13 protein-coding genes are annotated in these 14,187 nt (G+C 60.9%); 10 read left to right on the top strand and 3 right to left on the bottom strand.

From position 1 onward, the window contains the following. The first annotated feature begins 12 nt into the window (after positions 1-12). Positions 13-336, top strand: a complete 324-nt coding sequence (locus FFR93_RS33085) for a phosphoribosyl-ATP diphosphatase (RefSeq protein WP_064708192.1) — start codon at positions 13-15, stop codon at positions 334-336. Further along, positions 333-1,328: a type I pantothenate kinase gene (coaA, locus tag FFR93_RS33080; protein ID WP_064708191.1), complete on the top strand. Its 996-nt coding sequence runs from the start codon at positions 333-335 to the stop codon at positions 1,326-1,328. The genes FFR93_RS33085 and coaA overlap by 4 nt, the downstream gene beginning before the upstream one ends. A gap of 14 nt (positions 1,329-1,342) precedes the next feature. On the opposite strand, the gene FFR93_RS33075 is transcribed toward coaA, so the two are convergent. The 3 genes from FFR93_RS33075 to FFR93_RS33065 form a co-directional block, all read right to left on the bottom strand. Further along, positions 1,343-1,954, bottom strand: coding sequence for an alpha-ketoglutarate-dependent dioxygenase AlkB (locus tag FFR93_RS33075; RefSeq protein WP_064708190.1), 612 nt, complete (start codon positions 1,952-1,954; stop codon positions 1,343-1,345). A 1-nt stretch (position 1,955) separates the two neighbouring features. Beyond that, positions 1,956-2,393 (bottom strand): alternative ribosome rescue aminoacyl-tRNA hydrolase ArfB, encoded by a 438-nt coding sequence (gene arfB / locus FFR93_RS33070; protein WP_064708245.1) that lies wholly within the window; start codon positions 2,391-2,393, stop codon positions 1,956-1,958. A gap of 108 nt (positions 2,394-2,501) precedes the next feature. After that, the gene (locus FFR93_RS33065; protein WP_138396302.1) at positions 2,502-4,112 is read right to left on the bottom strand and encodes a phosphoenolpyruvate carboxykinase; all 1,611 of its coding nucleotides are present in this window, start codon (positions 4,110-4,112) and stop codon (positions 2,502-2,504) included. A gap of 339 nt (positions 4,113-4,451) precedes the next feature. On the opposite strand from FFR93_RS33065, the gene FFR93_RS33060 reads away from it, so the two are divergent. From FFR93_RS33060 to tsaE, 8 genes are all read left to right on the top strand, one after another. Next, entirely contained in the window at positions 4,452-5,189 is a 738-nt protein-coding gene (locus FFR93_RS33060; RefSeq protein ID WP_190233656.1) for a response regulator transcription factor, read from the top strand. Between the two features lie 76 nt (positions 5,190-5,265). Further along, positions 5,266-7,056, top strand: a complete 1,791-nt coding sequence (locus FFR93_RS33055) for a sensor histidine kinase (RefSeq protein WP_138396301.1) — start codon at positions 5,266-5,268, stop codon at positions 7,054-7,056. After that, a complete protein-coding gene (locus FFR93_RS33050) occupies positions 7,053-7,502 on the top strand; it encodes a serine/threonine protein kinase (protein WP_064708187.1) in 450 nt (149 codons plus the stop codon). Before FFR93_RS33055 ends, FFR93_RS33050 begins: the two co-directional genes overlap by 4 nt. Positions 7,503-7,652: 150 nt before the next feature. Beyond that, complete coding sequence (locus tag FFR93_RS33045) at positions 7,653-8,054, top strand: PTS sugar transporter subunit IIA (RefSeq protein WP_011423437.1); 402 nt, start codon at positions 7,653-7,655, stop codon at positions 8,052-8,054. Positions 8,055-8,063: 9 nt separating this feature from the next. Next, a complete protein-coding gene (locus tag FFR93_RS33040; RefSeq protein ID WP_064708186.1) occupies positions 8,064-8,339 on the top strand; it encodes an HPr family phosphocarrier protein in 276 nt (91 codons plus the stop codon). Positions 8,340-8,482: 143 nt separating this feature from the next. After that, positions 8,483-9,883, top strand: coding sequence for an adenosylhomocysteinase (gene ahcY / locus FFR93_RS33035; RefSeq protein ID WP_064696368.1), 1,401 nt, complete (start codon positions 8,483-8,485; stop codon positions 9,881-9,883). A gap of 203 nt (positions 9,884-10,086) precedes the next feature. Then, positions 10,087-12,669 (top strand): PAS domain-containing sensor histidine kinase, encoded by a 2,583-nt coding sequence (locus FFR93_RS33030; protein ID WP_138396300.1) that lies wholly within the window; start codon positions 10,087-10,089, stop codon positions 12,667-12,669. Continuing rightward, complete coding sequence (gene tsaE / locus FFR93_RS33025) at positions 12,666-14,180, top strand: tRNA (adenosine(37)-N6)-threonylcarbamoyltransferase complex ATPase subunit type 1 TsaE (RefSeq protein ID WP_138396299.1); 1,515 nt, start codon at positions 12,666-12,668, stop codon at positions 14,178-14,180. The genes FFR93_RS33030 and tsaE overlap by 4 nt, the downstream gene beginning before the upstream one ends. The last annotated feature ends 7 nt before the right edge of the window (positions 14,181-14,187 follow it).

Below are 14,187 nucleotides of genomic sequence, written 5' to 3'. Positions count from 1 at the left end.
GAAAGCGCAGATATGAGCGGATTTTCCCTTTCCGACCTCGAAACCATCGTCGAAGAGCGGTCGAAGGCCTCACCGGAGCACTCCTGGACCGCCAAACTCGTGGCCGGCGGCCAGCCGAAGGCGGCGAAGAAGCTTGGTGAAGAGGCAATCGAAGCCGTGATGGCGGCGGTCACCGGCGACCGCGACAATCTGACCTATGAAGCCGCCGATGTGCTCTATCACCTTTTGGTCGTATTGAAGATTGCTGAAATACCGTTAGAGAATGTGATGGCCGAGCTCGAGCGCAGAACCGCGCAGTCCGGTCTCAAGGAAAAGGCCAGCCGGCAGAGTTCATGAGTATCGCGACTGAGATTATCGGGGTGCCGGAGATATTGGATCACTTCCAGTCGGAATCCTATTCGCCCTACCATTTCTTCTCTTCCGAGCAATGGGCGAAATTTCGGGCGGACACGCCGCTTACGCTGACCGGCGACGAGGTCAAACGGCTGCGCTCGATGGGCGACCCGATCGATCTCGACGAGGTTCGGCGCATCTATCTCTCGCTGTCGCGTCTGCTCTCGTCGCATGTCGAATCCTCGCAACTGCTGTTCGAGCAGCGCAACCGCTTCCTCAGCCTCTCCGACGTGACGAAGACGCCCTTCGTCATCGGAATCGCCGGCTCGGTCGCTGTTGGAAAATCGACCACGGCCCGTATCCTGAAGGAGCTCCTGGGCCGCTGGCCTTCCAGCCCGAAGGTCGATCTCGTCACCACCGACGGTTTCCTTCACCCGAATGCCGTGCTGCAGCGGGAAAAGCTGATGCAGCGCAAGGGTTTTCCGGAAAGTTACGATACGGGCGCGATCCTGCGCTTCCTCTCGGCGATCAAGGCCGGACGGCCCGATGTGAAGGCGCCGTGTTATTCGCATCTCGTCTACGACGTGCTGCCGGACGAATACAAGATCGTCGACCGGCCCGACATCCTGATTTTCGAAGGCATCAACGTGCTGCAATCGCGCGACCTGCCGGCCGATGGCAAGATCGTGCCGATGGTGTCCGACTTCTTCGACTTTTCGATCTATATCGATGCCGCGGAAGACCAGATCCACAACTGGTATGTGACGCGCTTCATGCGGCTGCGGGAAACCGCCTTCCGCGATCCAAACTCCTATTTTCATCGCTACGCCTCGATCACCGATGCGGAAGCGCTTGAAATCGCCGAAGATCTCTGGACGAACATCAACCTGAAGAATCTGCGCCAGAACATCCTGCCGACGCGGCCGCGCGCCGATCTCATCCTGAAAAAGGGCAAGAATCATCTGATCGAACAGGTCGCGCTCAGAAAACTATAGCAGGCGATCGATTTTCACAGACGAACGCGGCGCAGCGTCAGATTGATGCGGCCGCCGTTCTTCAACAGCGTCGACGTCGCGGGGTAGATGCGGTCGACACCATGGTAACAAAGCCTCCCCTCGCCGCCCAGCACGATCAGATCGCCGCTCGAAAGCTTGAAAGATAGCGTGCGGTCTTTGCGGTCGAGGCCGCCGAGACGGAAGAGGCAGCTGTTGCCGAGAGAGATCGACACGACAGGGGCGTGCAGATCCTGCTCGTCCTTGTCCTGATGCAGGCCCATGCGGGCGTCGTCGGAATAGAAATTGACGAGACAGGCTTCCGGCGGCTTGTCATAACCCGAAACATCATTCCAGATGTCGAGCAATTGCTGCGGCATCTCGGGCCAGGGCCTACCCGTTTCCGGGTGCGTCGGCTGATAGCGATAGCCGCGCCCCTTGTCGGTCACCCAACCGAGCGGCCCGCAATTGGTCATGCGCACCGACATCGGCTTGCCGGTGCCGGGCATGGCAGGCATGAAAAGCGGCGCTTCGGCCACGACAGCACGGATCAGTTCGACCAATGCTTCCTGGCTCGCCCGGTCGAGATAGCCCGGCAGATGGCGGATGCCGTTCAGGAGCTCGGGCATGTCACTCGCCGCCGCCGGGGCGGCCGCGCATTTTCTTGACTTCCGAGCGGCCGGATTTCTCCTTCAGGCGGCGCTCGACGGAACCTTTGGTCGGCTTGGTCTTCTTGCGCGGTGGCGGCGGCGGCTTGGCCGCCTCCACAATCAGTTCCTTCAGCCGCTCGCGCGCATCCTCGCGGTTGCGGTCCTGGCTGCGAAAGCGGCTCGCCTCGATCATCAGCACGCCCTCCTTCGACATACGCCGGCCGGCAAGCTTGATCGCATTGGCCTTGACGCGATCACTGAGGGAAGGCGAATTCGCGATGTTGAAGAACAGCTGGACCGCCGTCGAAACCTTGTTGACGTTCTGCCCACCAGGGCCGCCCGCCAGAACGAACTGTTCCGTCAGTTCCCATCCGGCGATGGTAATCCTGTCATCGATGTAGAGCGCGTCGCTGGCCATGCGGCGTTCTATCTCATATCGGCCGCCAATTGAAAACATCGGCCCTCAACGAGAAAACCCGGCAATCCTGCGATGCCGGGTTTCACGTGAATCAGAAGTTTAGTCTTCTTACTCAGCAGCAACCTTAACGCCGGGGGCGGCATCGCGGACGCCGCCATCGACGTGGTTCTCGAACTTGGCGAAGTTGGCGATGAACATCGACACCAGCTTTTCAGCCTGCGCATCATAAGCTGCCTTGTCGGCCCAGGTCGAGCGCGGATCGAGAATGCCGCCGTCGACGCCATCGACGGAAACCGGCACGGCAAAGCCGAAATTCGTATCCGCGCGGAATTCGACCTGACCGAGTTTGCCGCTGAGGGCGGCAGCGAGAAGGGCGCGCGTGGCCTTGATCGGCATGCGCTTGCCGGTGCCGTAAGCGCCGCCGGTCCAGCCGGTGTTGACAAGCCAGCACTCGACGCCGTGGCGGCTGATGAGATCCTTGAGCATGTTGCCGTATTCGGCCGGGTGACGCGGCATGAATGGCGCGCCGAAGCAGGTGGAGAATGTCGCTTCCGGCTCGACGACCCCCTTTTCGGTGCCCGCCACCTTGGCGGTGTAGCCGGAAAGGAAGTGATACATCGCCTGATCGGGGGTCAGGCGCGCGATCGGCGGCATGACGCCGAAGGCGTCGGCGGTCAGCATGATGATCGTCTTCGGATGCCCGGCGCGGCCGGTTTCCGAAGCGTTCGGTATGAAATGCATCGGATAGGCGCAACGGGTGTTTTCCGTCAGCGAACCGTCATCGAAATCAGGCTCGCGGCGATCGTCCAGCACGACGTTTTCAAGCACGGTGCCGAAGCGCTGCGTCGTTGCGTAGATTTCCGGCTCTGCCTCGGCCGAGAGGCGGATGGTCTTGGCGTAGCAGCCGCCTTCGAAGTTGAAGATGCCGTTTTCGCTCCAGCCATGCTCGTCGTCCCCGATCAGCGTACGCGCCGGATCAGCCGACAGCGTCGTCTTGCCGGTGCCGGAAAGACCGAAGAAGACCGCCGCGTCACCGTCCGGACCGACATTGGCCGAGCAGTGCATCGGCATCACACCCTTTGCCGGCAGCAGGTAGTTCAGCACGGTGAAAACCGACTTCTTCATTTCGCCGGCATAGGAGGTGCCGCCGATGAGAACGAGACCGTTGGTGAGATCGCAGGCGATCACAGTTTCCGATCGGCAGCCGTGGCGCGCCGGATCGGCCTTGAAGCTCGGCAGATCGATGATCGTCAGCTTCGGCACGAAAGTGCCCAGTGCCGCCGTCTCGGAGCGGATCAGCAGATTGCGGATGAACAGCGAATGCCAGGCGAATTCGGTGACGACACGGGTCGGCAGGGCATGACCTTCTTCGGCGCCGCCAACGAGGTCCTGAACGAACAGATCCTTGCCGGCCGCATGCGCCAGCATGTCGTCGCGCAGCAGGGCGAAGTGTTCCGGCGAGAGCGGCTTGTTGTTGTCCCACCAGATTTCGCCATCGGTATTGGCGTCGCGGACGACGAACTTGTCGCGCGGCGAGCGGCCCGTATGCTGGCCGGTGATGGCCCGAAGCGCACCTTGAGCGGTCAGTTCGGCTTCACCCCGGCGGATTGCTTCTTCATAGAGCGCTGCGGCGGAAAAATTATAGCGGACGCTGGCTGCGCCGCCCAATCCAACCGTCGCAAGCTCCGTTGCCGGGTTATGAACTCCGAACTTTTCCATGGCTAGTTCCCTTTGTTCAGGCTCGTTGCCGTTAAAACTAAGCGGGAAAATACGGTGAGAAATTTTAAAAGACAAGAGATAAAAACTGAGAAAATATAGTAATATCAAATAATTAATCGATTTAAATTTGTTTTATTCTTTTTAAATCGTTTGAAGGACCCGCGTTGAAACATTTCGCCATGCAACTTAGGAGCGCTGCGGAATTTTACGACAATCTTCCCCTTTATCTTTGCCACAATTTGTTCCACCTTTATCCTCCATAAGCGCATCCGGTCATTGAGACCGCCTGGGGACGACCAAAATCCGGGAGATTGCGCACTGATGACGGAGACCAACACCATGCCGACAATCGCGCTCGTTGACGACGACCGCAACATCCTCACCTCGGTGTCGATCGCACTGGAGGCCGAAGGATATAAGGTCGAGACCTATACGGACGGTGCCTCGGCGCTCGACGGGCTTCTGGCGCGGCCGCCTCAGCTTGCGATCTTCGATATCAAGATGCCGCGTATGGACGGCATGGAACTATTGCGCCGCCTGCGGCAGAAATCGGATATTCCGGTCATCTTCCTCACCTCCAAGGATGAGGAGATCGACGAACTGTTCGGTCTGAAAATGGGTGCGGACGATTTCATCACCAAGCCGTTTTCGCAGCGCCTGCTGGTGGAGCGCGTCCGCGCCGTTCTGCGCCGTGCGTCAAGCCGTGAAGCGGCGGCCGCCGGCGGCACAAGCCCCAGCGGTACACCGAAGGCCGGTGCGGTGCAGCAGGCCCGCTCGCTGGAGCGCGGGCAACTCGTCATGGACCAGGAGCGCCATACCTGCACCTGGAAGGGCGAGGCCGTGACATTGACGGTGACCGAGTTCCTGATCCTGCACTCGCTGGCGCAACGCCCCGGTGTCGTCAAGAGCCGCGACGCACTGATGGACGCGGCCTATGACGAACAGGTCTATGTCGACGACCGGACCATCGACAGCCACATCAAGCGGCTGCGGAAGAAATTCAAGATGGTCGATACCGATTTTGATATGATTGAAACCCTCTACGGAGTGGGATACCGCTTCCGCGAAGCAGCTTGAGCCCGAGCGGCACAGCTGGAAATGTTGAAGGTTGCCGGCCGGTTTATCCGGCCCAACCTTTCGAAAGGGCCTGTCATTGGCACAGTTGGTGCAAGAAAGGGATATAGACGATGCGGAGGGCGTGAGCACCCGTCGCATCCGGGGCCGCCGTTGGTCGCATCCCTTCACGCTGATCCGGCGCATCTTCGGCAATGCGGTGTTTTCGAGCCTGACGCGGCGCATCCTGTTCTTCAATCTCGTCGCGCTGGTGGTGCTCGTCGGCGGCATCCTTTATCTCAACCAGTTCCGCGAGGGCTTGATCGATGCCCGCGCCGAAAGCCTTCTGACGCAGGGCGAGATCATCGCCGGCGCCGTTTCGGCCTCGGCATCCGTCGATACGAACTCGATCACCATCGATCCGCAGAAGCTGCTCGAGCTGCAGGCCGGCCAGAGCATCACGCCGGTGCCGAATGACGAGGATCTGGAATTTCCGATCGATCCGGAGAAGGTTGCGCCGGTCCTGCGCCGGCTGATCTCGCCGACGCGCACGCGCGCCCGCATCTTCGATGCCGACGCCAATCTGCTGCTCGATTCACGTCACCTCTATTCGCGCGGCCAGGTGTTGCGCTTCGACCTTCCGCCGGTCGAGGAAGAGAAGCAGACCTGGAGCGATTGGTTCGCGACGCTGTTCAACAAGGCGCTGCAGCCTGGCAATCTACCGCTCTACAAGGAAGCGCCGGGCGGTGACGGGTCGATCTACCCCGAGGTGATGAATGCGCTGACCGGCGTGCGCGGCGCGGTCGTGCGCACCACCGAGAAAGGCGAACTCATCGTGTCCGTCGCCGTGCCGATCCAGCGCTTCCGCGCCGTACTCGGCGTGCTGCTGTTGTCGACGCAGGCGGGCGATATCGACAACATCGTTCATGCCGAACGGCTGGCCATCATGCGCGTCTTCGGTGTGGCGACGCTCGTCAACGTACTGCTGTCGCTGGTGCTCTCGTCGACGATCGCCAATCCGCTGCGCCGTCTTTCGGCAGCCGCCATTCGCGTTCGCCGCGGCGCCAAGACACGTGAGCAAATTCCGGACTTTTCCGCTCGCCAGGACGAAATCGGCAACCTCTCCATCGCCTTGCGCGAGATGACGACAGCCCTTTATGACCGCATCGACGCGATCGAGAGCTTTGCCGCCGATGTCAGCCACGAGCTCAAGAACCCACTCACCTCGCTGCGAAGCGCCGTCGAAACGCTGCCGCTCGCCAGGTCGGAGGATTCCCAGAAACGGCTCCTTGACGTCATCCAGCACGATGTCCGCCGTCTCGATCGCCTGATCAGCGACATTTCCGACGCCTCGCGGCTCGATGCCGAACTCGCACGCGTCGACGCTGCCTCCATCGACATGGAGGTGCTGCTTCGCGATCTGATCGAGGTGTCGCGCCAGATCAGAGGCAGCAAGAAGCAGGTGGAGATCGACTATGTCGTCGAACGCAAGCCGAACATCAAGACGCGCTTCGTCGTCAATGGTCACGATCTGCGCATCGGCCAGATCGTCACCAACCTGATCGAGAACGCCCGCTCCTTCGTCCCCGAAAAAGACGGCAGGATTACCGTGCGGCTGCTGCGGACACGATCGCGCTGTATCACCACCATTGAAGACAACGGTCCCGGCATCCAGGCGGAAAACATCGATCGTATTTTTGAGCGCTTTTACACTGACCGGCCGGAATCGGAAGGCTTCGGCCAGAATTCGGGCCTCGGCCTGTCGATCAGCCGCCAGATCGCCGAGGCGCATGGCGGGTCGCTTAGAGCAGAGAACATCGTAGACGCCGAGAGCGGGCAGGTGCTCGGAGCGCGCTTTATCCTCGCGCTGCCCCTCGATCCAGCGACATGACGGAGGCCGCCAACATCCATGCGACGGCGATCGTCGTCGGCCGGACGGGGCTGCTGTTCAGCGGCCCCTCGGGCTGGGGGAAATCGATGCTGGCCTTCACCTGCATGACCGAGGCGCGACGCCTCGGGCTCTTCACCGCGCTCGTTGCCGATGATCAGGTGCTTCTGTCGGGGGAGTCCGGCACGGTGATCGCCACCTGCCCGCCGTCGATCGCCGGGCTGATCGAACTTCGCGGCACCGGCATCGTTCGGCAGCATCATATTCCTCAGGCGGCCATGCATTATGCCGTGCTGCCCGGCAGCGCTTCCGGCGAAAACCGCGTTCCCCCCGAGGGTGAAATCGTCAGCCTTTCCGCCGGTTTTTCACTTCCCGCATTGCGGTTGCTCACTGGCGTATCTTCACCGCTTGCAATCCTGATGGCAAAAGCCCCTGATATCGGAGATTGAGGCCGTTCAGATTGATCAATCTGCCTTATATATTTGCATTTTTATCTTGCACTTCGGCTTTTCATGGCCAAGATGTGCCCCCACCGGTGGACGTAATTGCTGCATTGCGATATTGGGGCCACCGTTTGCGTATATGGGAGCAGTAATATCATGATCGGACTTGTGCTTGTCACTCATGGCAAGCTGGCTGAAGAGTTTCGCCATGCTGTCGAGCACGTCGTCGGTCCTCAGAAATTTATCGAGACGGTCTGTATTGGCCCCGAAGACGATATGGACCAGAGACGGCAGGACATTCTGCAAGCCGTTTCCGGTGCCGACGACGGCCATGGCGTCGTCATCCTGACTGACATGTTCGGCGGCACGCCGTCCAACCTCGCCATCTCGGTCATGAGCAGCGGCCACACTGAAGTCATTGCCGGCATGAACCTGCCGATGCTGATCAAGCTCGCCGGCGTGCGCGGCGAGAACAACATGGAGAAGGCGCTGGTGGAGGCTTCCGAAGCCGGGCGGAAATATATCAATGTCGCGAGCCGCGTGCTCAGCGGAAAATAACGGCGCTTCATGACATCGCTTTCCCGGGAACTCCTCATCATCAACAAGCGCGGCCTTCACGCTCGCGCCTCCGCCAAATTCGTTCAGATGGTCGAGACCTTCGATGCCGCTATCACCGTCTCGAAGGATGGAATGACGGTCGGCGGCACTTCGATCATGGGGCTGATGATGCTTGCCGCAAGCCCCGGCTCCAGCGTCGTCGTCTCTGCAAGCGGCAGCCAGGCCGAGGAGGCCCTGGAGGCCCTCGACCAGCTGATCCAGAACAAGTTCGGCGAAGAAATGTAAGCGTCGACCGAGTTCATATAAACATATAAAGACTTCTTTATATCCTTATTGCCTTCCCCGGCGAAGCCTGCTAAACGGCGGACATGCCCTGCGCTGGCTCGCGCCTGCGCCAATTTTGAGACGTTTTCAGCCTGGAGACCTCTATGAGCACTGAAAAAGATTATGTCGTCGCCGATATCGGGCTTGCGGATTTCGGCCGCAAGGAAATTACCATCGCCGAAACCGAAATGCCTGGACTGATGTCCTGCCGCGCGGAGTTCGGCGAAGCAAAGCCGCTGAAAGGCGCGCGCATTACCGGTTCGCTGCACATGACCATCCAGACGGCCGTCCTGATCGAAACGCTGGTGGCGCTCGGCGCCGAAGTCCGCTGGGCTTCCTGCAACATCTTCTCGACGCAGGATCATGCCGCTGCCGCAATCGCCGCTGCCGGCGTTCCGGTTTTCGCGATCAAGGGCGAGTCGCTCGAAGACTACTGGGTCTATACCGACAAGATCTTCCAGTGGGCGGATGGCGGCCTCTCCAACATGATTCTCGATGATGGCGGCGACGCCACCATGTACATCCTGCTCGGCGCCCGCGCCGAGGCCGGCGAGGATGTGCTCTCCCATCCGCATTCCGAGGAGGAAGAAATCCTCTTCGCACAGATCAAGAAGCGCCTCGCCGCTTCTCCGGGCTGGTTCACCAAGCAGCGCGACGCGATCAAGGGCGTCACCGAGGAAACAACGACGGGCGTCAACCGCCTCTATCAGCTGAGCCAGAAGGGCCTGCTGCCCTTCCCGGCGATCAACGTCAACGACTCCGTCACCAAGTCGAAGTTCGACAACAAGTATGGCTGCAAGGAATCGCTGGTCGACGGCATCCGCCGCGGCACGGACGTAATGATGGCCGGCAAGGTCGCCGTCGTCTGCGGTTACGGTGATGTCGGCAAGGGTTCCGCTGCCTCGCTTTCCGGCGCCGGCGCCCGCGTAAAGGTCACGGAAGCCGATCCGATCTGCGCTCTGCAGGCCGCCATGGACGGTTATGAAGTCGTCCTGCTCGAAGACGTCGTTTCCTCGGCCGACATCTTCATCACCACCACGGGCAACAAGGACGTCATCCGCATCGACCACATGCGGCAGATGAAGGACATGGCGATCGTCGGCAATATCGGCCATTTCGACAATGAAATCGAGGTCGCCGCGCTGCGTAACCTCAAGTGGACCAACGTCAAGCCGCAGGTCGACCTGATCGAGTTCCCCAAGGGCAACCGCATCATCCTTCTCTCCGAAGGCCGTCTGCTCAACCTCGGCAATGCGACGGGCCATCCGTCCTTTGTAATGTCGGCTTCCTTCACCAACCAGACGCTGGCTCAAATCGAGCTCTTCACCAAGCCCGGCCAGTACGAGAACAAGGTGTACATCCTGCCGAAGCATCTCGATGAGAAGGTCGCCCGCCTTCACCTCGACAAGCTCGGTGTGAAGCTTACCCAGCTCAGCGAAGAGCAGGCTGCCTATATTGGCGTGAAGCCGCAGGGCCCGTTCAAGTCCGACCACTACAGATATTGATAGGCTCATCGATATCCACAAGATGTAGAAGCCGCGGCATTGACAAATGCCGCGGCTTATTTTTTGGCCGCTCCCTTCCCGCCGATTCCCTTCCGAAGTATTGTTTTGAGACTTGATTCGTGGCGCCGGACCCCGTCCGACCGCTCCGAAAATGGGATGTCTTGTCGTAATGCGGCACATTGAAAGACGGAGACATACCGCGGATGTCGGAAGTGAAAAACAGCCTGACCGGTCAGGCGGACGATGGTGCTCGCACTCCCCGTCCGTTCATGGCAGGCAAGGGATTTAAATCTGCCACGGCACACGAGGCCGCGAAGCAAGAGCACGGATCATTGGCGCGCTTCCTGAAGATTTGCGCGGCGGGCACGGCGCTTGCCGCACTGGCGCGGCCAGTTCTGGCACAAAGCGAGCAGCAGGCGGCGGCCTCGGCTCACCTCTTCACCTCCTCGCAGGTCGTCGGCGTTTCCGTTGTCATCGGCGTCATCTCGGCGGCGCTGCTTTCAACGCTGTGGCTCGTGCGCCAGCGCGGCAATCTGGAAAACGAGAGCCGGGAAATCCGCTCGGCGCTCTCCGATGCCCAGCAGCGCATTTCGCAATATCAGGCGCTGATCGCCGACAAGAACCGGCGCATCGTCATCTGGGACGGCAATTCGCGCCCGGAACTGCTTGGCCAGCTCCCGCCTGAGACGGGCGCACCGCAGGACGGCGAATTCCTGGCCTTCGGCCTCTGGCTGAAGTCACACTCGGCCTCGGAGCTTGAAAAGGCGATCGACCGGCTGCGCGAGGCGGCGCAGAGCTTCGATATGGTGGTCGAGACCATCCGTGATGAAATCCTCGAGGCGCAGGGGCGGGTTTCCGGCGGACGCGCCTTCGTCCGTTTCGTGGCGCTCAACAATTTGCGCGCCGAGCTTGCCGAACTCAGGATCGAGCGCGACCGGCTGATGACGTCGATCTCGGCCTTCCAGACCATGCTCGACGCGATCGACATGCCGGCGTGGCAGCGCGACCCGGCGGGGCGCCTCACCTGGGTCAACCAGGCTTATGGCGACGCAGTCGAGGCGCGCTCGCCGCAGCAGGCGATCAATGAAGGCCGCGAGATGCTGACGACCGTGGCGCGCGAGCGCATCCGCGCGACGACGACGCCGGAATCGCCCTTCCACGACAAGATCTCGACCGTCGTGCGCGGCAATCGCACATTCTTCGACGTCGTCGACGTCAAGGTCCCCGGCGGCTCTGCCGGGATTGCGATCGACGTGTCAGACATAGAGGCGGTGCGGGCCGAGCTGGAGCGGACGCTGAAAAGCCATGCTGAAACGCTTGACCATCTCGCGACACCCGTCGCCATCTTCGACGGCGAGCGCCGGCTGCAATTCTACAACCAGGCCTTCGTCGCGCTCTGGGAGCTTGATATCGCCTTCCTTGAGGGCCGTCCCGACAATAGCGAACTGCTCGAGCGGCTGCGGGCAGCCAAGAAGCTGCCGGACCAGCTCAACTGGAAAAGCTGGAAGGAAGCCGCTCTTTCCGTCTATCGCGCACTCGACACGCAATCGGACCTCTGGCACCTGCCCAACGGACAGACGCTGCGCGTCTTCGCCACCGCCCATCCGCAGGGCGGCGCCACCTGGGTTTTCGAAAATCTGACCGAACAGGTGGATCTCGAAACACGCTACAACACGCTGGTCAAGGTACAGGGCGAAACGATCGATCATCTCTCCGAAGGGGTGGCGGTATTCGGACCCGATGGACGTATCCGCCTGTCGAATCCAGCCTTCCGCGCACTCTGGGGGATAACGGAAACCGAAGCCAAGCCCGGCACCCATATCCGTGCGCTGGGCGAGGCCTGCGCGCCGTCCTATGACCGGCCGGACGGCTGGAAGACTTTCGCGGAACTAATCACCAGCTTCGACGACGAGCGCCGCTCGAGCCAGGGAACGCTGGAACTCTTCTCAGGCCTCGTGCTCGATTACGCCGTCATCCCGCTGCCGAACGCGCAGACCATGCTGACCTTCGTCAACATGACGGACAGCGTACGGGCAGAGCGGGCACTGACCGAGAAGAACGAAGCACTGCGCAAGGCCGACGAGCTGAAGAACGACTTCGTCCAGCATGTTTCCTATGAGCTTCGCTCACCGCTGACGAATATCATCGGCTTCACCGACCTCCTGCGCACGCCGGGCGTCGGGCCGCTGAACGAACGGCAGGCCGAGTATATCGACCACATCTCGACCTCGTCCTCGGTTCTCTTGACGCTCGTCAACGATATTCTCGACCTTGCGACCGTCGATGCCGGTATCATGCGGCTCAACTATGCCGAAATTGATCTCAACGACCTGCTCGATGACGTCTCGATGCAGATCGCCGACCGGCTGCACGAAAGCGGCGTCGCGCTCGAAATCACCGCCCCCGCCTATCTCGGCACCATCATCGCCGATCCGCAGCGGCTGAAGCAGATCCTTCTGAAGCTTCTTGCCAATGCAGCGAATTTTTCGCCGGAAGGCACCTCGATTTCTCTGGAATGCCATCGCGAAGGCACGGATTTCGTGTTCTCCGTCCGCGATCACGGCCCCGGCATTTCCCCCGACATGATCGCGACCGTTTTCGACCGGTTTGCAACGGGGGCAAAGAGCGGCAAACGCGGCGGTGCCGGCCTCGGCCTCTCGATCGTCGACAGTTTCGTCAGCCTGCATCATGGCGACGTGACGATCGACAGCGAGCCGGGCAAGGGTACGACAGTGGTCTGCCGTATCCCCTCGGTCAACATACCGCATTCCGCCGCCGCCGAATGACGACCGCTGATACGATCTCGCTTTTCCTGGAAGACGAGGCGGCCACGCTTCGCCTCGGCGAGGACCTGGCGCTGGCCTTGAAGGCCGGCGATTGTCTTGCCCTGTCTGGCGATCTCGGCGCCGGCAAATCCTCGCTCGCCCGTGCGATCCTGCGTGCCATTGCCGATGACGAAGGGCTCGAAGTCCCGAGCCCGACCTTTACGCTGGTGCAATCCTACGATCTGCGTATCCCGGTGTCGCACTTTGATCTCTATCGGCTCGGCGACCCCGCCGAATTGACGGAGCTCGGTTTCGACGAAGCCCTGCAGAACGGCATCTGTCTCGTCGAATGGCCGGAAATGGCCGCGAGCGAATTGCCTGGGGAACGCATCGCCTTGACGCTGGCGCATGAAGGCAACGGCCGCCGGGCGACGATCAGCGCCGCAGGCGCACAGGCCTTGCGCATCCGCCGCGTACTGGCGATCCGCAATTTCCTTGAAGACGCCGGCTATTCCGATGCCAAACGCCGCTTCCTGACCGGCGATGCCTCATTGCGCGCCTACGAGGCGATCTATCGCGAGAACGCCGAGCGCTGTACCATCCTGATGGACTGGCGGCCGCATCCCGAGGGACCGCCGGTCCATGACGGCAAGCCCTATCCTAAGGTTGCGCATCTGGCACAGGACGCCTATCCCTTTGTTGCCATTGCCGATGCGCTGCGAGAACGGGGTTTTGCGGCGCCGGAGATTTACAAGGTCGATTATGCGCAGGGCATCCTCTTGATCGAGGATCTCGGCACCGAAGGGGTGCTCGACGACGAGGGGCGGCCGATCGCTGAGCGTTACCGGCAAAGCGTCGCCTGTCTTGCCCATCTTCATTCCATGCCGTTTCCGCGGGATATACCGGTTTCCGCTACCCATACACATCACATACCTGATTTCGATCGCACGGCGATGAGGATGGAAGTGCAGCTTGTGCTCGACTGGCACATTGCCTGGAGGCGCGGCAGCGCACCGTCGGACAACGAGCGCAAGGAATATCTTGCGATCTGGGACGGGCTGATCGATGAGCTGGCGGCGGCCGAAAAGAACCTGCTGCTGCGCGATTTCCATTCACCGAACATCATCTGGCGGCCGCAGGAGAGAGGCATCAAAAAGGTCGGCCTGATCGACTTCCAGGACGCGATGATCGGCCCTACAGCCTATGACCTTGCCTCCATCGTTCAGGACGCCCGCGTCACGATCGAGCCGCAGCTTTTCCGGCAGCTGATGAATGATTATCTGGCGCTTCGCCATGCCCAGGGCGGCTTCGACGAAGCCGGATTCCTGAAAGCATGGGCGATCATGTCGGCGCAGCGCAATTGCAAGCTTGCCGGTCTCTGGGTGCGGCTGCTGCAGCGGGACGGCAAGCCCGGCTATCTCAAACATATGCCACGCACGCTCACCTATCTGAACGTCGCGCTCGAGCATGAGGCGCTTGCCCCCTTGCGCGATTGGTGCGCAAGGGCTGGAATAGGCCAGAGCGAATCATAAGTTCCGG

It is taken from the genome of Rhizobium sp. MHM7A, assembly GCF_005862215.1.
GTDB lineage: Bacteria > Pseudomonadota > Alphaproteobacteria > Rhizobiales > Rhizobiaceae > Rhizobium > Rhizobium bangladeshense.
The sequence above is the reverse complement of the archived record's forward strand: the minus strand, read 5'-3'. Positions and strand labels throughout refer to the sequence as shown.